Here is an 18,908-nt window from a genome sequence, read left to right as displayed (position 1 = left end):
CGGGCTGTCCGTGCGCGCGTGAGGAGGATGCCTTTGAAGGCGTTCCGTGGTCCGAAGGTCTGGCTGTGGCGCTGGCGGCGCAACCCGCTGAAGCGTCGCGCCGACACGATGGAGGCCTGGGTGCTGCTCGGCGCCTGGCTGCTCACCCTGCTGGCCGGGGTGCTCGCCGGGCTCGCGGCGGCCCGTTCGGTCGAGGACGGCCTGGCCCGCGAGCGCGTCGAATGGCACCCGGTCGTGGCCCATGTCATGGACAAGGCGCCCGGCTCGGCGAGACCGAAGTCCGACTCCTCCGGCTCCTCCGAATCGACGAACGGCGAACGGGTCTGGGCGCGCGTGGGCTGGACCGTCGCCGACGGTTCCGCGCACACCGGCCAGGCGCGGGTCCCGGCCGGCAGCAAGGTCGGCACCCCGGTCACCGTCTGGACGGACCCCCAGGGGCATCTCGTCACCCGGCCCGCCACCGCCTCCGAGGCCCACTTCCGCTCCGCGCTGGTCGGCGGCCTGGTCGGGCTGACCGCGGCCGCCGTCCCGTTCGTCGCCGGGCTGGTGGTGTGCGGCCGGCTGGAGCGACGGCGGATGGACCGCTGGGACGCGGAATGGGCACGGCTCGGACCGCAGTGGGGCCGGACGACCGGCTGACGTCGGCGCCCGGCGGCGTCGATGCCCGTGCCCGCGGGCACGGGCATCGGTCACTGACCTGCCAGCGCTTGGCGGCAGTGGGCGAGCAGCCGCTCGTCCTGGGCGATGTCGTGGCTGCCGTAGCCGCCCGGCCGCGCCGTGTGCCGCCGGGCGTCGGCGAGTTCGGCCGTCACCAGGTCGCGCAGCGGGGCACCCGCCGGGCCCATCGCGGCCAGACAGCCGGCGATCGCGCCCCGGGTGTACGGGTTCTCCGACCAGGCGGCCCGGAACACCGGAAGCACCGGCTCCGGGTCCCCGTCGATCCGCCACAACGCCTCGGCCGCCGCCGCCCGTTCCCACACCCGGCCGGACCCGGCCAGCCGGCGCAGCGCGGGCACCGCGCCGCGGGCGGCCGCCCCCAGCCGGCCCAGCTGCTCGGCAGCCGTCCGCGCGCTGCGGTGGCGGCCGTGCGTCAGCTCCCGCAGCAGCACGGGGAGTACGGGGGCCGCCTCCCCCTCCGCCGACCACAGGGCCCCCGCCGCCAGGGTCGCGTACCGGGTGTCCAGGAGCCCGCGCAGGACCGGCGCCGCAGCCCGGGCCGCCGGCCCCAGGACGTCGAGCGCCCGTACCGCCTGCCGGACCAGGGCCTCCCGGGCCCCCAGCCCGTCCGGTGCGCCGCGCAGCAGCCGCAGCACCTCCGGCACCGCCGCGGGGTCCTTGAGAGCGGTGACCGCCGCCAGCAGCGGAGCGGCCAGCACGGCGGCCTCGGGCGAGTCCGGGTCGACCTGGCCGAGCCGGCGCCGCAGCGCGGGCGCGAGCGGGGCGGCCGCCGGGCCCAGATGCACGATCTCGAAGCCCAGCCCGCCGGGCACCACCGGTCTCGCCAGCAACTGGGCCAGGGCCGGCACCGCGCGCGGATCACCGCTCCTGGCCAGCGCCTTCAGCGGACCGCCCAGCGAGGGTCTGCCGCGCTCCCAGGTGTGCACCCACAGGTCGGGCCGTACGGTCACCAGCGCGTGCAGCTCGTCGGCGGCCGGTGCGGCCAGCCCGAACAGCTCCACGAGCACCGAGACCGCCGCGTCCCGCAACTGGTCCTGTTCACGGCCCAGTTGCGTACCTATCAGCGAGACGGGCGCCGTGAAGTCCGCCCGCCAGCCACGGAACAGCCCGGCCGACATCCGCACCGCGTTGCACCGGTCCATCGGATCCGGGCTGCTCAACTGGCCCACGAGCAGCGCGATCCGGTCCGCCACCCGGTCGTCCAGCGCCCGGTGCAGGGTGCGCAGCAGATACGAACCCTCCTCGTCCGACGGCCGCAGCCGCCGTATCCGGCCGACCAGGGTGTCCGCGTCCACCCGGGCCGGACCGGCCGCCCGCCGCTCGGACCGTTCCCTGAGCAGCCGGACCGCGGTCGGCACCAGGTCGGCGGGCAGCCGCTCCGGCGCGCCGAGGCCCAGCTGTCCGAGCGCGGCCAGCCGCGCCGTCGGGGCGTGCGGCGGCCCGCTCTGCGCGGCCAGCACCTCCACCGCCCCGGCCGCCCGGCCGGGACGGCACCGTACGAACAGCCCGAGGGCCTCGGTCAGGGCGAGCAGCACCTGCTCGTCGCGCTCGACCGTGATCCGCCGCCGTAACAGCGCCAGCACCCGTTCCGGCTCGTCGAGGAACCGGACCAGCGCCCCGGGCACCGCGCGCCGCACTCCGGGGCACGGGTCGTCGGCCAGTGGCACGAGTGCCGCGGCGCCGGCGCGGACGGCGGCCCGGGCCCGGGGACCGGCGCTCTCCGCGCCGATGCTGACCAGCAGTTCCACTATGGCGCCCCGGTCCTGCACCTCCGGGCGGGAGGCGAGTGCGAAGAGGAACGGGACGCAGGCGAGCGTCGAGTCGTACACGTTCCCCTGGTGGTGCACCGAGCCGTACATTCCGTCGAGCGCGACCTCCCGCTCGGCCGCGTCCGCCGAGGCCAGTCCGCGCAGCAGTCCGGGCACGTCCGCCGCGCTGCCGTACGCGTGCCGCAGCGAGGCCCAGTCGACCTCGTCGATCCCCGTGAACACCGTTGTCCTCCCCAGGCGAGTACCACCTGTTCGGGAGTCTGCACCACGGCACTGACAACGATGCGGAATCGGACGGCAACTCTGTGCGATCCGTCGGCGGTCACCGGCCGACGGCGCTCCGCACAGGGATCAGTTCCGGCCAGGCAGCGCCCGCTCCAGGATCGCGTCGAACCCGGTGCCGGCGGGCAGGGTGCCGAACGCGTGCCCCCAGTCGCCGCCGAGCCGGGTCGCACAGAAGGCGTCCGCGACGGCGGCCGGGGCGTACCGGACCAGCAGCGAGGCCTGCAGCGCCAGCGCCATCCGCTCGACCAGCCGGCGCGCCCCCACCTGATCGGTCTCGGCCAATTCGTTCTTCAGCCGGGTCACGGCCGCGTCCAGCCGGGCGTCCGCGCCCCGCGCGTGCGCGAGTTCGCCGAACAGGGCGTCGGCGGCGCCCGGTTCGCGGGACAGCGCCCGCAGCACGTCGAGCGCGTTGACGTTCCCCGAGCCCTCCCAGATCGACAGCAGCGGGGCCTCGCGGTAGTGGCGGGGCATGCCGGAGTCCTCGACGTAGCCGTTGCCGCCCAGGCACTCCAGGGCCTCCGCGGTGAAGGCCGGGCCACGCTTGGTGACCCAGTACTTGCCGACGGCGGTCGCGATCCGCCGGAAGGCCCGCTCCTGCTCGTCCCCGCGCACCGCGCGGTCCGCGGCCCCCGCCAGCCGCAGGGTCAGCGTGGTCGCGGCCTCCGACTCCACCGCCAGGTCGGCCAGAACATTGCGCATCAGCGGCTGGTCGACGAGGCGCGCGCCGAACGCGCTGCGATGGCGCACATGATGACCGGCCTCGACGAGTGTCTTGCGCATCAGGGTCGCCGAGTTCATCACGCAGTCGAGGCGGGTGCAGTTGACCATCTCGATGATGGTCTTCACCCCGTGCCCCTCGGGCCCGACCAGCCAGGCCACGGTCCCGTCGAACTCCGGCTCGGAGGACGCGTTGGAGCGGTTGCCCAGCTTGTCCTTCAGGCGCTGGATGCGGAAGGCGTTGCGGCTGCCGTCCGGCAGCACGCGCGGGACGAGGAAGCAGGACAGGCCGCCCGGTGCCTGGGCCAGCACCAGGAAGACGTCGCACATGGGCGCCGAGGTGAACCACTTGTGCCCGCGCAGGGTGTAGACGCCCGGCTCGGCGGTGGGCGTGGCGGCCGTCGTGTTCGTCCGTACGTCCGATCCGCCCTGCTTCTCGGTCATGCCCATCCCGGCGAGCAGCCCCGGCTTCTCCGTCGGCACGCGCAGTCCCGGCTCGTACTCCCGGCTCGTCAGCAGCGGTTCGTACACCTTGGCCAGCTCGGGCTGGGTGCGCAGCGCCGGAACGGCGGCGTACGTCATGGACGTGGGACACCCGTGGCCGGATTCGGTGTGCCCCCACACCAGTCCACCCGCCGTCCGCGCGACATGCGCCCCCGCCCGGTCGTCCGCCCAGGCGGCCCCGGCCAGCCCTTCCTCCACCGCCGCCCGCATCAGGTGGTGCCAGCCGGGGTGGAAGTCGACCTCGTCGATCCGGTTGCCGTAGCGGTCGTGGGTGCGCAGCTCCGGCTCGTGCCGGTTGGCCAACTCGCCCCACTCCTGTGCCTCCGCGCTCCCGGCCCGTACCCCGAGCCGCCGGATCCCCGCCTCGGCCCACTCCGCCCCCTCCCGGCGCAGCCCCTCGATCAGGGCCGGGTCGTCGGAGGCATCGTACGGGGCGAGCGGGGGCGCCTGGTTGGTGACGTCGTGAGTGGCGTACTGCGGCTTCGGGAGCGCGACGGTCGAGTCCATGGCTCCATGTTGCAGTAATCCTGCGACCGCAGCAATAGTGCAATATGACGCCGGACGTACAGTACGTGACCATGCACATGAAGGACGTGTCCGCCGAGTCCGCCGACGTCGACCTGCGGCCCCTGTCCGCCCGGTCGGTCGTGCTGAGCCTGCTGCTGGGCACGCATCCGCCCCGGCTGCCGGTGAAGGACCTGATCCGGTTCGTCGAGCCCTTCGGGGTCGGCGGCTCCACCCTCCGGGCCGCGCTCAGCCGCATGACGGCGGCCGGCGACCTGCGCCGCACCGACGACGCCGTCTACGGTCTCAGCGACCGGCTGCTGGCCCGCCAGCGCCGCCAGGACGAGGCGGTACGGCCCCGTACGCGCGCGTGGCGGGGCGACTGGGAGATGCTGGTCATCACGGCCACGGGCCGCGGCCCCGCCGCGCGCGCCGACCTGCGCACCCGCCTGACCTCCCTCCGCCTGGCCGAACTCCGCGAGGGTGTCTGGCTCCGCCCGGCGAACCTGGCGCGGCCCCTCCCCGCCGACCTCGCGGACACCGCTCAGTCCTACACGGCCCGCCCCGACCGCCCCGCACCCGAGCTGGCCGCCGGACTCTGGCCGTTGACCACCTGGTCCGCCACCGCCCGAGCCCTCCTGGCCCGAGCGTCCGCATCCCGGCTCCCCGCCGACCGCTTCACGGTCTTCGCGGCAGCGGTACGCCACCTGCTGACCGACCCCGTCCTGCCCCCGGAACTCCTGCCCGGCGACTGGCCGGGCGACGAACTGCGCGCCGCGTACGCGGACTACCGGGTGGAAGTGAGCGGCCCGACGCGGGAGTCGACCGACTGACCGTTCTGTCGTGGCGGCTCGACCTCACCCTCAGGGGCAGGGCCAGCGTTCCTCGAGGCGAGCGACATGCGGATCGGCCGGCTCGCCCGCCGGGCGCACCCGGGACGTACTGCGGCGGCTACGGCTGGACGCGTGAGGCCCGGCGCGGAGCGGTCGCCCCGAAGGCCCGCCGCGCAGACATGCTGGGGATGGGGGACCGGTGTACGGTCGACATACCGTGTGCATGCGCTTCGCAGCCGACAGACAGGCCAGTGGCCCAGATGCTTCGGGAGTGCCCATGGCTCAGCAGACGAACATCGCCGCGCAGACCGCTTTCGGAGAGGCCGTCGTCGCCGGCGACCTCGACGCCCTCGACGAGATCGTGGCGGCCGACTCGATCGACCATGATCCCGCCCCGGGACAGACGTCGGGGCCCGAGGGGTACAAGACCATGTTCGGCGAGCTGCGAACGGCCTTTCCCGATTTGGCCCTCCAGGTGGAGCACCTGGTCGCCACCGACGACGAGTTGGCCTTCGCCTATGTCATCTCCGGCACGCACCTGGGGCCGTTGATGGGGCGGCCGGCGACCGGCAAGCAGGTGAGCTACCGGGGCATGCAGATCAGCCGCTTCGACGGCGACGGCAGACTCGTCGAACGCTGGGGCAGCAGCGACGAACTCGGCATGCTGCGTCAGCTCGGCCTCGTCGAGGTGTAGACGGGCGCGTGCCGGTGGGGCCGCGGGGCGGCGGGATGCGGCGGCCCCACCGCCCCGGCTCACTTGTAAATGATGTCCGAGCTCGCGTACTTGCAGTACGTCCCGTCCGGCCCGCTCCCGTTCGTCGTCGGTTCCGCGCCCGTGTCGTTGCCGAGGTACTTCTGGCAGGGCACGATCTTCTTGCTGCTGTCCCCGACGATCGTGATGTTCTTCAGCGTCGCGCTGTCGCCGTAGTTGGTGTTGATCCCGACCAGCGCGCTGCCCTTGTACGTCGCCTCGATGGTGTTGAGGTTGATCGTGCGCTTGTACTGCGTGGAGCAGTTGCCGCACGAGCGGACCAGCTTGCCGAAGTTCTGCACCGCGAAGCCGGAGACGTTCAGTGTCCCGGCGCCGTTGAACTGGAACACCTTGTCGCCGGCTTCCTTCGCACCGCCGCCGGAGACCGTGTACACGTTGGACGACGAGGAGCCGCGGAAGGTCGCCGCGTCCTCGCCGACGTCCTCCCACCACACGTTCTGCAGGGTGCAGCTGCCCTCGCAGTGGATGCCGTCCGCGGCGGGTGCGCCGATGATGACGTTCTTCAGGACGGTGCCGGCCGCCAGGTCGAGGATCGGGTCCTGGTCCTCGCTCTGCCCGCCCGTGCCCAGGTCGCCGCTGCCGTACAGGCGCAGCATCCCGTAGTCCTTCGTGCCCGACAGCTTGATGGTCGCGGTGACGGCCTGGCTGCCGGTCGCGGTGGGCCAGGTGGCCGCGTCCGCCGAGGCATCGGTCATCATGACCATGCCAATCGAGAGTCCCAGGGCGGCCATGCCGCCCGTCAGTGCGCGCGCACTGCTCCGTGCTCCTGAAGCCATGTCCCGTATGCCTTCTTTCGAGTGGGGGGCCTGTTCGCGTTCAGCTGGACCGTCCAAGTACCCGTCGGACATTCATGTCCTGGAACGCTGCATGCGGACGCCTGCGCGAACGCGGGTGCCTAAAGATGCATCGATCAGATTCCTGAACGGAACGTAGGATGCAAGCGCTTTCTAGTCAACGCTTCGCGCCGCATCCGTTCCGGTCGATCGCGGCGTCCGCGAAGTGACGTGGGAGCGCTTCCATGGATGGCCGTGTCCATGCCACCATGCCGGAAGTTCCTCGCACGACGCCGCACCGAGCCGCGATCGGAAAGGGGCCCCTGCACGGTCAGTCGACGACGGCTCAGCCGTCGTCCCCTCGCGACAGGAAGGTCCCCGTGAAGCCGCAGCCCGGCAGAACGCCGCTCGCCACCCTCCTCAGCACCTGTGTCCTCGCCCTCGCCCTGGTGGTGACCGCCACGGCCGTCACCGCGCTGGTCCGCAGCCCCCGCCAGGTCACCTCGGCCCCCCACCGGGGCGGCCACTGGGTGAACACCTGGACCGGGATGCCCCAGCTCACCGAGGCCGGCAATCTGCCGCCCGCGCCGTTCACGGGGGAGAAGTCGGTCCTGGCCGACACCACCCTGCGCCAGACCGTCCGCGTGACCGTCGGCGCCCACCGGCTCCGGTTGCGCTTCTCCAACGCCTACGGCGACACCCCGCTCCCGCTCACCTCGGTGACCGTGGCGCTGCCGGCGGGCGGACGGGCGGGGGTCAGCGCGATCGTTCCGGGCAGCCTGCACCCGGTGACGTTCTCCGGGCGCGCCGCGACCGTCGTACCCGTCGGGGCCCAGGTCGTCTCCGATCCCGTGGACTTCGAGCTGAGCCCGGGGTCCGAGCTCACGGTCACGGCGTACACCGCGCAGGGCCAGCCCGATCTGGCGCTCACCTCGCACCCGGGCTCGCGCACCACCTCGTACCTCCTCGGCGGCGACCACGCGCAGGACCCGGATCTGCCGGGCGCGACGCCGGTCGACCACTGGTACCTGCTGAGCGACGTCGAGGTCCTGGCGCCCGCCGCGACCCGGGCCGTGGCGGTGCTCGGCGACTCCCTCACCGACGGCCGCGGGTCCACGACCAACGGCAACGACCGCTGGCCCGATCAGTTCTTCGACCGTCTGCAGTCCGGGGCCGGCACGTCGGACATCGCCGTGCTCAACCAGGCGGCCGGCGGCAACCGGGTCCTCAACGACGGCCTCGGCTCCAACGTCCTGGCCCGCCTCGACCGGGACGTCCTCTCCCGCAGCGGGGTCTCCTGGCTGATCGTCTTCGAGGGCGTCAACGACATCGGCACCGCCGCCGCCACCCCGCAGGCCCAGCAGGTCGTCGCCGACGACCTGATCGCCGCCTACCAGCAGATCGTCGTCCGCGCCCACGCCCAGGGCATCCGCGTCTACGGTGCCACCCTGCTGCCCTTCGGCGGCAACGCCTACGACGACGGCGGGGGTGTCCGGGAGGCGGCCCGGCAGCGCGTCAACGCGTGGATCCGGGGGGCCGGGCACTTCGACGCGGTGATCGATTTCGACCGGGTGGTACGGGACCCGTCCGACCCGAGCCGGCTGCGGGCCGACCTTCAGGTGGGGGACTGGCTGCACCTCAACCCGACCGGGTACGGGGCGCTGGCGGCGGCGGTGCCCGCGGAGCTGTTCGGCGGGCGGTGAGTCAGGCGGACTCGGCTCCGGTGGGGACCGTTCCCGGGGCCGCATCCGCCCTCGACGGCAGGTGGTTGAAGAGCAGGTTCAGCACGATCGCCGTGAGGCAGCCCGCGCTGATGCCGCTGTTCATCACCGTCTGGAACCAGTCCGGGAACTTCGCGTAGACCGTCGGCACGCCCACCGGCAGCACGCCGACCGCCACCGAGACGGCCACCACCGTCAGGTTGTCGTTGCCGTGGAAGTCGACGGCCGCCAGGGTGTGCAGGCCGCTCGCCGCGACCGTGCCGAACATCACCAGGCCCGCGCCGCCCAGTACCGGAGCCGGAATCGCCGCGACCACCGCGCCCAGCTTGGGCAGCAGACCGAGCAGCACCAGGATGCCGCCGGCCGCCGCGACCACCCAGCGGCTGCGCACCCGGGTCATGCCGACCAGGCCCACGTTCTGCGCGAACGCCGTGTACGGGAAGGTGTTGAAGACACCGCCGAGGACGGTCGAGAGGCCGTCGGCGCGCAGTCCGTCGGCGAGCGAACGCGGCTCGACCCGGCGGCCGGTCAGCTCGCCGACCGCGAGCAGGTCACCGGTCGTCTCGGTCATCGTGACCAGGGCAACCACCAGCATGGAGACGATCGCCGAAGCCCGGAACGTCGGCGCCCCGAAGTGGAACGGCGTGCTGATGCCGAGCCAGCCGGCGTCACCGACCCCGCTGAAGTCCGTGAACCCGAAGGGCACCGCCACCGCGAGGCCCACCGCGATGCCGATCAGGACCGCGATCCGGGCGAGGTAGGCGGGCGCGAACCGCTGCACGCCGAGCACCACCGCGAGCACGAAGGCCGCCAGCGCCAGGTTCTTCGGCTCCCCGAAGTCCTTCGCACCGGCGCCGCCCGCCGCCCAGTTCCCGGCGACCGGCAGCAGCGAGACGCCGATGATCAGGATCACCGTGCCGGTGACCAGGGGCGGGAAGAAGCGCAGCAGCCTCCCGAAGACGGGCGCGAGCAGCATGATTGCCAGGCCCGCGACGATCACCGAGCCGTAGATCGCGGGGAGTCCGCCGCCCGTCGTACCGATGAGGACCATCGGTGAGACCGCCGCGAACGTGCAGCCCTGCATGATCGGCAGCCGGACGCCGAAGCGCCAAAAGCCGACGCACTGGATGAGCGTGGCGATGCCGCACACCAGCAGGTCGGCGGTGATCAGATACGCCAGGTCGGCGGCCGACAGCTTCATCGCGCCGCCCACGATCAGCGGGACGGCGACCGCGCCCGCGTACATCGCGAGCACGTGCTGGAGGCCGAACGCGGTCAACTGCCGTACGGGTGGGACCTCGTCGACGGGATGGACGGAGGCGCCGGTGGTGGCCATGGGGACTCCAGAGCGGGGACGACATCCGGACAGCACGAGACCGTAAGTGGCTTGAACAATTTGTTGATTTCCGGTCTGTTGTCGATACGTGTCATGCCCACCTGGACGCGGACGGATTCGGCTCCGCTACGAACCGGTCCGCGCAGCCGTCAGCAGCGAGTCCCAGTCGGCGAGCTTGACCACGCTCCGGCCGAGCCGGGCCCCGAGCGCCGCCTCGGCCCGCTCGATCGCCTGCCACCCCGTCCACGGGACCGGCTCGATGCCCGCCGAGCGCAGCGCGGCGACCGGATCCTCCGGCACCTCCTTGCGCAGCAGTGCGGGCGCGTCCTCCAGGAGGGAGGCCACCGTCTCCTTGGCGTCGGGCCGGTTGGTCCCGATGACGCCGGTCGGGCCGCGCTTGATCCAGCCGGCCACGTAGTCGCCGGGCACGCCGAAGCAGCTGTCCAGGACCCGGCCCGCCTGGTGGGGCACGGTGCCGCTCTCCTCGTCGAACGGGAGCCCCTCCAGCGGCACCCCGCGATAGCCGACCGACCGCAGCACCAACTGGGCCTCCACCGTCTCGTACCGCCCGGTGCCGCGCACCCCGCCCCTGCCGTCCGGCTCGGTGCGTTCGAAGAGCACCGCGCCCACCCGTCCGCCCTCGTCGAGCAGTTCGACCGGACGCAGGAAGAAGCGCAGCCGGATGCTGCGGTCCGCGCCCCGGCCGCCCGCCTCGCCCCAGCCGCGCAGCACCTCCACGTTGCGACGCTGGGCCGCGGGCAGCCCGGAGGGGTCGGCGCAGGCCGGATCGAGCGCCAACTCGCCTGCTTCAACGCGGACTTCGGTCCCCGGCAGCCCGGCCAGCTCGCGCAGCTCCTTCGTGGTGAAGCGGGCCTGCGAGGGGCCCCGCCTGCCCACCACGTGGACCTCTCTTATCCGGCTCGCCGACAGCGCCGTCAGGGCCGCCTGCGGCATGTCGGTGGGGCTCAGCTCCGCCACGCCCCGGGCCAGCATCCGCGCCACGTCCACCGCGACGTTGCCGACCCCGATGACCACCGCCGACCGGGCGTCGCGCACGAACCCCGCGTCGATCGCGTCCGGATGCGCGCTGTACCAGGACACGAACTCGGTCGCCGACCAGCTGCCCGGCAGCTCTTCGCCGGGAATCCCGAGCCGCCGGTCGGTCGCGGCGCCCACGCAGTACACCACCGCGTGGTACAGCTCCCGCAGCCGCTCCACCGGCAGCCCGCCCGTGCCCCCCACCCGGACCCCGCCGAGGAACCGCACCCGCTCGTGCTCGAGCACGGTGCGCAGATTCCCCTGCAGCGACTTGATCTTCTCGTGGTCCGGGGCGACGCCGTAGCGCACCAGTCCGTACGGGCACGGCAACCGGTCCAGGACGTCCACGCGGACCGTGGGGTCGAGTTGGACGAGGTTCTGGGCGGTGTAGCACCCGCTCGGCCCGGAGCCGACGACGGCGACACGCAACACGGGGGGACTCCTTGCCCGAGGGGCTGGTGCTTCCAGCATCCCACCGGCCCGGTCGTCCAGACAGGGGCCGCTGGGGTGACGTGGACGCGCGTCCGGGTGCCGGGAGTGTGATCATGTGGTCGCGTTGCGTATGCGCCAGGAGCCGGCGGTCCGGCCGGCCTTCGCGGTCAGCGGGCCGCCCGCTCCGCCGCGCTGCGTTCCACGCAGAATTCGTTGCCCTCGGGGTCGTACAGCGTCACCCACCCGGTTCCGTCGGGCCGTCGGTGGTCCCCCTGGAGCGTGGCGCCGAGCGCGAGCAGGCGCTCGACCTCCTCGTCCCGGGTGCGGTCCTGGGGCTGGAGATCCAGGTGCACGCGGTTCTTCACCGCTTTGCGGTCGTCGACCCTGATGAACAGCAAGGTGCCGGCAGCGGTCGTGACCACGGCCGCCGGATCGCCGGGAAAGTCGTCATCGGCCAGCGAGCCGTCCAGGGCCTGAGCCCAGAAGCCCGCAAGGGCGAACGGGTCGGCGGCGTCGATGGTGACATGGCGTATCAGAGAACCCATGGCCCAAGTCGATCATGGATGCGTCCCGTCGTCCAGGGCCGGCAGACCTCGGCCTTCGGACCCTGATCCGGGTCGGGATTCGGACTCGGATCCGGATCAGGGCTCGGTCCGGTCCCCGGTGGCGAAGAACCGGGACAGGTCCCGCCGTTCGGCCTTCGGCGTGGACTCCCGAGGCAGGCCCAGCTCCAAGTCGAGCCCATAGCGTTCGAACAGCTCTGCCCGCAGTGCCGGGATCGGCATCGGCACGCCGGGCACGAGCGCCGCGTACACCGCTCCCATCAGCACGGCACGCAGCATCGGATAGTCGGTCTCGACGTGGTGCGAGCCGTACCGTGCGACGGTGTCGCCCAGCAGCTCCGACAGCCGCCGCTGCTCGGGGCACTGCACGAAGCCCTCGCCCTGGAGCAGGCCCGCCATGTGCTGGCGCATCAGCACCGGCCGGTCGTGCGCGAGGCCCAGGATGGCGTCGATGGCCCGGGCCAGCCGCTCCCGCCCGTCCTCGGTGTGCGGCTCGTGCTCCAGCGCCTCCTCCAGCGTGCGGTGCATCAGCCGGTGCACGGCGGACTGGACCAGCTGGCGCTTGCCCGGGAAGTAGTACGACACCAGTCCGCGCGCCGACCCCGCCCGGTCCGCGATGGCGCCCAGCGTGGTCGCTTCGAAGCCGTGCTCGTCGACCAGCTCCACCGCGGCCTGGAGCAGCCGCTCGCGCGAACGCCTGCGCAATTCTTCATTGACCGAGGGGCTGCGGGGGGACATCCTGGAACTCCTGCGTTGACTGGCTGCCAGCCAACTATAATCGACGCAGTGGGCACCGCCCTGCGCGGGGCCTGTCCAGGGCTGCCGTCCGTCCGGGGCGACACGGGGGAGCGTCTCGGGCGGACGGCGCGACAGGTCAGGCCTGGGTGGGCGTGGCCGGTCGGCGGGCCGCGCCCACCAGGTCCAGGACCGGCAGCAGCGCGTCCGGCCGTTCGGCCACCGGCAGATGCTCCACGAAGTGCACCCGGCAGCCGAGCGCCGCCGCCCCGCCGTCGGCCGGCCTGCTGTCCCCGACCATCAGCGTCTCGGCGGCCTCGGCCCCGAGGGCCTCCAACGCCACCGTGAAGAGCCGTGGATCCGGCTTCTGGACGCCGTGTTCGTACGACAGGACGTACGCGTCCACGTACGCGTCGAGCCCGTGCTCGCGGAAGACCGGGCGCAGGTCCCAGCCGATGTTGCTGACCACGCCGACCCCGATGCCGTGCTCGCGCAGCGCGTGCAGGACCCCGGCGGCGTCCGGATACGGTGACCAGGCCCGCGGGTCCATGTGCCGCTCGTACAGGGCGTCGTGCAGGGCCGGGTCCGGCAGCGCCACCTGCCGGGACAGGCCGGTGTACGCGGCCCGGTGCAGCTCCGCGCTCTCGTCCCGCACCGCCCACACCCCGGACAGCTCCGCGGGCAGCGCCTTCGGGAAGGCGCCGCCGGGCTGCGCCCCGGCCACCTCCAGCGCCCGCGCCGCCTCCTTCAACTCGGCTTCGGCAAGCGGTACCCCGGCTTCGGCGAGCACCGCCCGCAGCCAGGATTCGGTGGACTCGATACGGAAGAGGGTCCCGGAGAAGTCGAAGAGCACGGCAGTCATGTGCCGGACTCTACCGACGGGCGCTGTGGTGCGGGCTACGGGCGGGGGCGTCCCCGGCCGTCGCGCTCCCACTCGTACGCCAGCACCGCCAGCGCCACCACCAGGGCCCCGAGCAGCCAGCCGCCGAGCACGTCCGAGGGCCAGTGGACGCCGAGCCACACCCGGGTCAGACCGACGCCCACGACCGAGAACCCGGCCGCGGCCAGGGCCGTACGCCAGATGGCGCGACCGGTGCCGTAGCGGTGCAGCAGCCACAGCAGCAGGCCGCAGACCACCGTGGCCGTCATGGTGTGCCCGGACGGGAAGGCCGCGTAGTGGGCGGAGTCGACCGGGTCGGGCCACGCCGGGCGCGGGCGGCCGACCGCGGCCTTGAGGGACTGCTGGGCGGCCGTCCCCAGCGCGCAGGTCAGGGTCAGCCACAGCGCGGTCCACCACGCCGAGTGCCGCCACACCAGCCACACCGCGACCGCCGCGCACAGCAGGCGCATGGTCAGCGGATCCCAGACCCAGTCCGCCAGGACGCGCAGTACCTGCGTGGTGCCGTGGTCCGCCACCGCCCAGCGGTGGGTGGCGTCGGCGATGTCCTCGTCCACCGCGACCAGGGGAGGCCACTCGCCGGCGACGAGGGCGAGCAGCAGCGCCGAGGAGAGGGCGAGAACGGCGGTCGCGAGAAGGGGAGCAGGGCGGTCGCTGGGTGGGGGGCGCATGACGCGATCTTTGCCGAATCATTGCCCGCAGGGCAATTCCCCCTGACGGATACGGCTTTACCCGAGGGCGCGCAGACTCGGTACGAGCGCCACCAGCACCGGGATCACCGGGACCAGGGCGGCCGTCGCGGTCAGTCGCAGCCGGTGCCGGGCGGGCAGGCGGTCCGGGGCGGTGAGCAACCGGTCGACGCGCTGCGGGACATGGGCGTGCGGCGTCGGTCCTGGGCCGAACACGCCCCGGTCCTCGTTGAGTTCGACCAGTGCGAGCGCGGTGGTGAGCCGGCCGTGGCGGCGGGAGGCCACGTCGTCGGCGGCCAGTTCGACCAGCCGGTGCATCTCGTCGCGGAACGCGGCGAACACCGGGATCTGCGGGAACCCGCCCGCCAGCGCGGCCGAGCAGTGCAGCAGCCAGTCGTGCCGGGCCTGCGCGTGGCCCTGCTCGTGGGCGAGGACCGCATCCAGCTGACGGCCCTTCAGGCGACGCAACGCAGCCGTGGTCACGACGAGCTGGGGCGCCGCTCCGGGCAGCCACCAGGCATCCGGGCGCTCGCCCTCGAGGACGACGAGCCGGCCGCCGGCCGGTTCCTCGCCGGGCAACAGCGGTGACCGCACCAGCAGTTCGGCCTGTTGCCGGTTGCGTCTGGCCCTGGCCCGCGCGATCTCCCGTACCAGCATCGCCCCGCTCCACAGCCCGGCGCAGGCGAGGACCACCGCGGTCACCGCCGCCCACGGGCCGGTCGTACCGAGCGCGTAGGCGTCCACCACACCGCTCGGGGCCGTCGCGAACACATGCCCGCGCACCGCCTGCCAGGCCGCCGCCGCGCTCAGCGTCATCGACAGCGCGCAGCACAGCAGGACGGCCGCCACCACGCACTGCCACACCCACAGCGCGACCACGGGCTCCCGGTCGGTCCAGTCGGCCCGGGCGAGCAGCCGGGGGCCGGCCACGGCGGTCAGCGCGCCGAGCAGCAGCAGTGCCACGGGGACCATCATGGCCTGCACCCTATGAGCGCAGGACCGCTCACGGGTACAGGCCATTACGCCAAAGTGACGCAAGCAACGTCTGCGCCGCGAGCGCTGTCACGGCCTCACAGGGCGAGCAGCATCGCCACCATCCCGATCCCCATCGACAGCCGGCACGCCCGCGCCAGCTCGGGCCGGTCGCCCCACTTGACCGAGCCCGGCCCGGCGGCCACCGCGACCGGGACGAGCCGCGCGCCGGACAGCAGCACATAGCCGGTGAAGTAGAGCAGCAACAGCCCGGTCACCAGCGGGACTCCGGCGCCGCCGTGATGGTGGCCGCCGGGGGAGGCCGCCATCGCCACCGCCATGTAGACCATCGCCCCGGCCCCCACCAGATGGTGCAGATGGTGCGGGCTGCTGCGAGCGCTCCACAGGGCGCGCAGCGCGGCCGCGCCGAACACCGCGCCGTACAGCGGCCACGCCCACGTCGGCGGGGTGAACACCGTCGCGGGCACGGCCATGACGGCCATGCCGAACCCCATCAGCGCCTCGCCGCCCGCGGCGCGCCGCTGCTCCTGGACACCGCTGCGCATCCGCAGCAGGCAGTAGGCACCGGTCGCCGCGCACACCGCGACCAGCAGCCAGCCGGGCGAAGCCGGTCCGTGCACAGCGCACCTCCCCGCTCGACGTCGCGTCGAGGGATGCGATGCCCCGGCCGTACGGCGCGCACGCGAGCGCAAGGGTGTACACGGGGAGCATTCGGCGGAGCACAGCCTGTGAGCAGGATCGTTCGAATACGTTTTACGAGTAAAACACATGCTAAATTGATGGGTATGAGCGCCGCGACCCCCACGACCACCCGCCGTCTGCCCCTCGCCGGTGTGCTGCGCCTCGGCCGGCCCTCCGACATCTGGTTCAAGCCCGCCTTCAGCGTGGTCGCCGCGGTCGCCCCGCCCAACCTGGCCCTGCTGGCCCTCGGCCGCCTCGACCTGGCGATGTACACGATGGCCGGATCGCTGTGCGCTCTCTACGGCCACAACCGCCCCTACCTCGCCCGCGCCCGCACCTTGGCCTGGGTGATCCTCGGCATGGTCGGCGGCCTGGCCGTCGCGCTGACCGCCGCCTCGCTCACCACGAACGCGGCGGTCCTGGTCACCGTCGGCGCGCTCATGGCCGCCGTGCAGAAGGTCCTCTGCGACGCCACCCGCGTCGGCCCGCCCGGGAACGTGGTCCTCACCTTCATCAGCTCCGCCTCTCTGTTCGCCCCGCAGACCTTCAGCCAGGTCCCCGGCCACCTCGGGCTGGCCCTCGCGGCGGGCGCCTGGGCCTGGCTGGTCGGCATGGCCCCCGGGCTGCTCCGCCCGCACGGTCCCGAACGCCGGGCCACCGCCCACGCCCTGAACGCCACCGCCGCCCACGCCGACACCCGCGGCACCGGCGACGGCCGGGACCGGACCCGCGCCGCCGCGGCCGCCGCCGTGCAGACCGCCTGGCAGTCCCTGCTCGCCACCGGCGCCCGCACCGACCGCACCCGCCGCGCGCTCGAACACCTCGTCGTCCGCGCCGAGGTCGCCCTCGCCGCCCCGGCCGACGCCGACCCGGCGCTGCTGCGCGGCTGGGCCCGTGCGCTGCGCGGCACCGGACGCGTCCCGCGGGTGGCCGGTGCCGACGACGACCTCCTCGGCGTCGACGCCGAACGCGCCGTACCGCAGCGCCCGTTGTGGCGCCGGCTCGGCCCGCTCGCCCCTCTCGCCGCCCGCACCGCGCTCGGCTGCGCCCTCGCCGGCTACGTCTCCCTCGCCCTCGGCGTGGGCCGCCCCTACTGGGCGCTGGTCACCGCCGCCTCCCTGTACCAGGCCAACGTCACGCTCACCTGGAGCCGGGGGGTGCAGCGTGTCGTCGGCAACCTCCTCGGCGTCCTCGTCTTCGCCGCCGTCGTGCCGCTCGCCCACCTCCACCCGGCCGCCCTGGTGCTGTGCTGCCTCGCCTTCAACTTCGGCGCCGAGGCGCTGATCGGCCGCAACTACTGGCTCGGCAGCGTCTGCGTCACCCCGATGGCCCTGCTCGTCACCGAGTTCGCCCGCACCCAGGACGCCGGACAGCTGATCACCGAGCGGGTCGTGGACACCGTGGTCGGCGCGCTCGTCGGCTTCGCCACCGCCGTCGTCGTCACCAACCGCCGGGCCGGCGACCGCATCGAACACGCCCTGACCGCCGTCGAACGGGCCCGCGAACAGGCCGCCCGCCTGCTCACCGATCCGCAGCCGGCCCCGCGCGCCCTGGAGGCCGCCAGGCGCACCCTGTCCGCCGCCCTGGCCGATCTGCGCGCCACGGCCGACGCCGCGTCCGGCGAGTGGTGGCAGCGCGCACTGCCCCAGGAGCGGGTCGTGCTCGCCGAGCAGTCCGGACACCGTACGCTCGCCGCGACGGTACGACGCCAGGGAGCGCACTCCTGGGGCGGCGCGAGGACAACGGAGGACGTACGGCCATGACGGCGACCAACGGACGACCGGCGGCCGGGAGCGACGCGGACAGAGGCGCGGAAGAGGCCGCGGGGGTGGGCTGGGGCGCGCGCCGGGACGACACGGTCGCGGCCGTCGTCCGGCAGTGGCGAAGCGTCCATCCCGCGCTGGACACGGGTCCCATGGAGGTCATCGGCCGGATCAACCGCTGCGCCGCCCTCCTCCAGCAGGCCGAGGACGCCCCGCTGCGCCGGGCCGGCCTCAGCCGCCCCGAGTTCGACCTGCTCGGCGCGCTCCGCCGCACCGGCCACGAGCTGACCCCGAGCGAACTCGCCAAGGAGACCTTCTCCTCCGGTGCCGCCGTCACCAAACGGCTCAAGCAGCTCACCGAACGCGGCCTGGTCGAGCGGCGCGGCGACGCCCGTGACCGCAGGGTCGCCCACCTGCGCCTCACCGACACCGGCCGCGACCTCGTCGACGGCATCCTGCCCGAGCAACTCGCCTACGAGACGGCCGTGCTGTCCGTCCTCGCCCCCGAGGGCCAGGGCGAACTGGCGGGGCTCCTCGCGGAGTTGCTCGGCCGACTGGAGGGGCGGATGGGCGCGCTGCGGGCCTGACCGCCGGATCCGCTTCGGCTTCGCTGGAAGTGCCGCGAAATGACGTGTGTCGACTGCGGCGCCGTCGTGGCCGGCCGCGCAGTTCTCCCGGCCTTCGGCCGGGGGTACCCCCAGCGCCCCTTCAGGGCGCTACCGTCGGCCGGTAGCGCAGCGGGTGGTCGGCCGGCACCTCCACCAGCACGATCCTGATCCCGTCCGGATCGGCGATCCACGTCTCGACCAGGCCCCACGGCTCCCTGAGGGGCGGGCGCACGATCTCGACGCCCTTCGCCACCAGCTCCTCGTGCGCAGCCGCGACGTCCGCGACCTGCAGCCACAGCTGCACGGCCGGTGAGGCCGGGAGATCCGACCGCCCGGAGACCTCGAGGAACCCGCCGCCGAGGAAGTAGACCGTGCCGCGCTCCGGGCCCTCCCCGAACTCGCGGTAGACGGCGAGCCCGAGCCGCTCACCGTAGAAGGCGCGGGAGCGCTCGGGGTCGGTGGGGTGGATCAGCGTACGGCTGCTCAGTACATGCACCATGCGACCGGAGCGTAGTGGCAGCCTGCGGCGGGATCCGGACGGCGCGGGTGCCGGGAAGGGGAGTGGGGGAGCGGCGATAGGCTCGGCTCCGGCTCAGTCGCGCTTGAGATCGGAGAA

At 73.5% G+C, this 18,908-nt stretch carries 18 protein-coding genes; 6 read left to right on the top strand and 12 right to left on the bottom strand.

Going from position 1 to position 18,908, the window contains the following annotated elements:
• Positions 1-27: 27 nt before the first annotated feature.
• Positions 28-639, top strand: a complete 612-nt coding sequence (locus ACFY0P_RS26625) for a hypothetical protein (RefSeq protein ID WP_388917930.1) — start codon at positions 28-30, stop codon at positions 637-639.
• 50 nt (positions 640-689) lie between these two features.
• On the opposite strand, the gene ACFY0P_RS26620 is transcribed toward ACFY0P_RS26625, so the two are convergent.
• The gene (locus ACFY0P_RS26620; protein ID WP_388917927.1) at positions 690-2,669 is read right to left on the bottom strand and encodes a HEAT repeat domain-containing protein; all 1,980 of its coding nucleotides are present in this window, start codon (positions 2,667-2,669) and stop codon (positions 690-692) included.
• A 129-nt stretch (positions 2,670-2,798) separates the two neighbouring features.
• Positions 2,799-4,460 carry an acyl-CoA dehydrogenase family protein gene (locus tag ACFY0P_RS26615; RefSeq protein WP_388917924.1) on the bottom strand — a complete coding sequence of 554 codons (1,662 nt, stop codon included), beginning with the start codon at positions 4,458-4,460 and terminating at the stop codon, positions 2,799-2,801.
• A 71-nt stretch (positions 4,461-4,531) separates the two neighbouring features.
• Here ACFY0P_RS26615 and ACFY0P_RS26610 point away from each other — a divergent pair, with 71 nt between their 5' ends.
• Positions 4,532-5,290, top strand: a complete 759-nt coding sequence (locus tag ACFY0P_RS26610) for a PaaX family transcriptional regulator C-terminal domain-containing protein (RefSeq protein ID WP_388917921.1) — start codon at positions 4,532-4,534, stop codon at positions 5,288-5,290.
• 277 nt (positions 5,291-5,567) lie between these two features.
• Complete coding sequence (locus ACFY0P_RS26605) at positions 5,568-5,984, top strand: ester cyclase (protein WP_388917918.1); 417 nt, start codon at positions 5,568-5,570, stop codon at positions 5,982-5,984.
• A gap of 59 nt (positions 5,985-6,043) precedes the next feature.
• On the opposite strand, the gene ACFY0P_RS26600 is transcribed toward ACFY0P_RS26605, so the two are convergent.
• Positions 6,044-6,838 (bottom strand): pectate lyase, encoded by a 795-nt coding sequence (locus tag ACFY0P_RS26600; RefSeq protein WP_388917915.1) that lies wholly within the window; start codon positions 6,836-6,838, stop codon positions 6,044-6,046.
• A gap of 377 nt (positions 6,839-7,215) precedes the next feature.
• Here ACFY0P_RS26600 and ACFY0P_RS26595 point away from each other — a divergent pair, with 377 nt between their 5' ends.
• On the top strand, positions 7,216-8,538 hold the full coding sequence (locus ACFY0P_RS26595; protein WP_388917912.1) for an SGNH/GDSL hydrolase family protein: 1,323 nt from the start codon (positions 7,216-7,218) through the stop codon (positions 8,536-8,538).
• 1 nt (position 8,539) lies between these two features.
• On the opposite strand, the gene ACFY0P_RS26590 is transcribed toward ACFY0P_RS26595, so the two are convergent.
• The 8 genes from ACFY0P_RS26590 to ACFY0P_RS26555 all read right to left on the bottom strand — a co-directional run bounded on the left by ACFY0P_RS26590 (position 8,540) and on the right by ACFY0P_RS26555 (position 15,860).
• Complete coding sequence (locus tag ACFY0P_RS26590) at positions 8,540-9,892, bottom strand: nucleobase:cation symporter-2 family protein (protein WP_388917909.1); 1,353 nt, start codon at positions 9,890-9,892, stop codon at positions 8,540-8,542.
• Between the two features lie 126 nt (positions 9,893-10,018).
• Positions 10,019-11,362 (bottom strand): FAD-dependent oxidoreductase, encoded by a 1,344-nt coding sequence (locus ACFY0P_RS26585; RefSeq protein ID WP_388917906.1) that lies wholly within the window; start codon positions 11,360-11,362, stop codon positions 10,019-10,021.
• 167 nt (positions 11,363-11,529) lie between these two features.
• Complete coding sequence (locus tag ACFY0P_RS26580) at positions 11,530-11,907, bottom strand: VOC family protein (RefSeq protein ID WP_388917903.1); 378 nt, start codon at positions 11,905-11,907, stop codon at positions 11,530-11,532.
• A gap of 96 nt (positions 11,908-12,003) precedes the next feature.
• Positions 12,004-12,663 (bottom strand): TetR/AcrR family transcriptional regulator, encoded by a 660-nt coding sequence (locus ACFY0P_RS26575; RefSeq protein WP_388917900.1) that lies wholly within the window; start codon positions 12,661-12,663, stop codon positions 12,004-12,006.
• Between the two features lie 136 nt (positions 12,664-12,799).
• Complete coding sequence (locus tag ACFY0P_RS26570) at positions 12,800-13,522, bottom strand: HAD family hydrolase (protein WP_388917897.1); 723 nt, start codon at positions 13,520-13,522, stop codon at positions 12,800-12,802.
• A gap of 35 nt (positions 13,523-13,557) precedes the next feature.
• Positions 13,558-14,229: a phosphatase PAP2 family protein gene (locus ACFY0P_RS26565; RefSeq protein ID WP_388917894.1), complete on the bottom strand. Its 672-nt coding sequence runs from the start codon at positions 14,227-14,229 to the stop codon at positions 13,558-13,560.
• Between the two features lie 57 nt (positions 14,230-14,286).
• Positions 14,287-15,222 carry a M56 family metallopeptidase gene (locus tag ACFY0P_RS26560; RefSeq protein WP_388917891.1) on the bottom strand — a complete coding sequence of 312 codons (936 nt, stop codon included), beginning with the start codon at positions 15,220-15,222 and terminating at the stop codon, positions 14,287-14,289.
• Positions 15,223-15,317: 95 nt separating this feature from the next.
• Positions 15,318-15,860 carry a DUF5134 domain-containing protein gene (locus ACFY0P_RS26555; protein WP_388917888.1) on the bottom strand — a complete coding sequence of 181 codons (543 nt, stop codon included), beginning with the start codon at positions 15,858-15,860 and terminating at the stop codon, positions 15,318-15,320.
• A gap of 165 nt (positions 15,861-16,025) precedes the next feature.
• Here ACFY0P_RS26555 and ACFY0P_RS26550 point away from each other — a divergent pair, with 165 nt between their 5' ends.
• Complete coding sequence (locus ACFY0P_RS26550; RefSeq protein WP_388917885.1) at positions 16,026-17,684, top strand: FUSC family protein; 1,659 nt, start codon at positions 16,026-16,028, stop codon at positions 17,682-17,684.
• Positions 17,681-18,271 (top strand): MarR family winged helix-turn-helix transcriptional regulator, encoded by a 591-nt coding sequence (locus ACFY0P_RS26545; protein ID WP_388917882.1) that lies wholly within the window; start codon positions 17,681-17,683, stop codon positions 18,269-18,271. Before ACFY0P_RS26550 ends, ACFY0P_RS26545 begins: the two co-directional genes overlap by 4 nt.
• Positions 18,272-18,392: 121 nt before the next feature.
• Here ACFY0P_RS26545 and ACFY0P_RS26540 read toward each other — a convergent pair whose 3' ends face one another.
• Entirely contained in the window at positions 18,393-18,791 is a 399-nt protein-coding gene (locus ACFY0P_RS26540; RefSeq protein ID WP_388917879.1) for a VOC family protein, read from the bottom strand.
• Between the last annotated feature and the right edge of the window lie 117 nt (positions 18,792-18,908).

The organism is Streptomyces sp. NPDC001714, assembly GCF_042892755.1.
In the GTDB taxonomy this organism is placed as follows: domain Bacteria; phylum Actinomycetota; class Actinomycetes; order Streptomycetales; family Streptomycetaceae; genus Streptomyces.
This window is presented reverse-complemented; position numbering and strand designations above follow the sequence as displayed.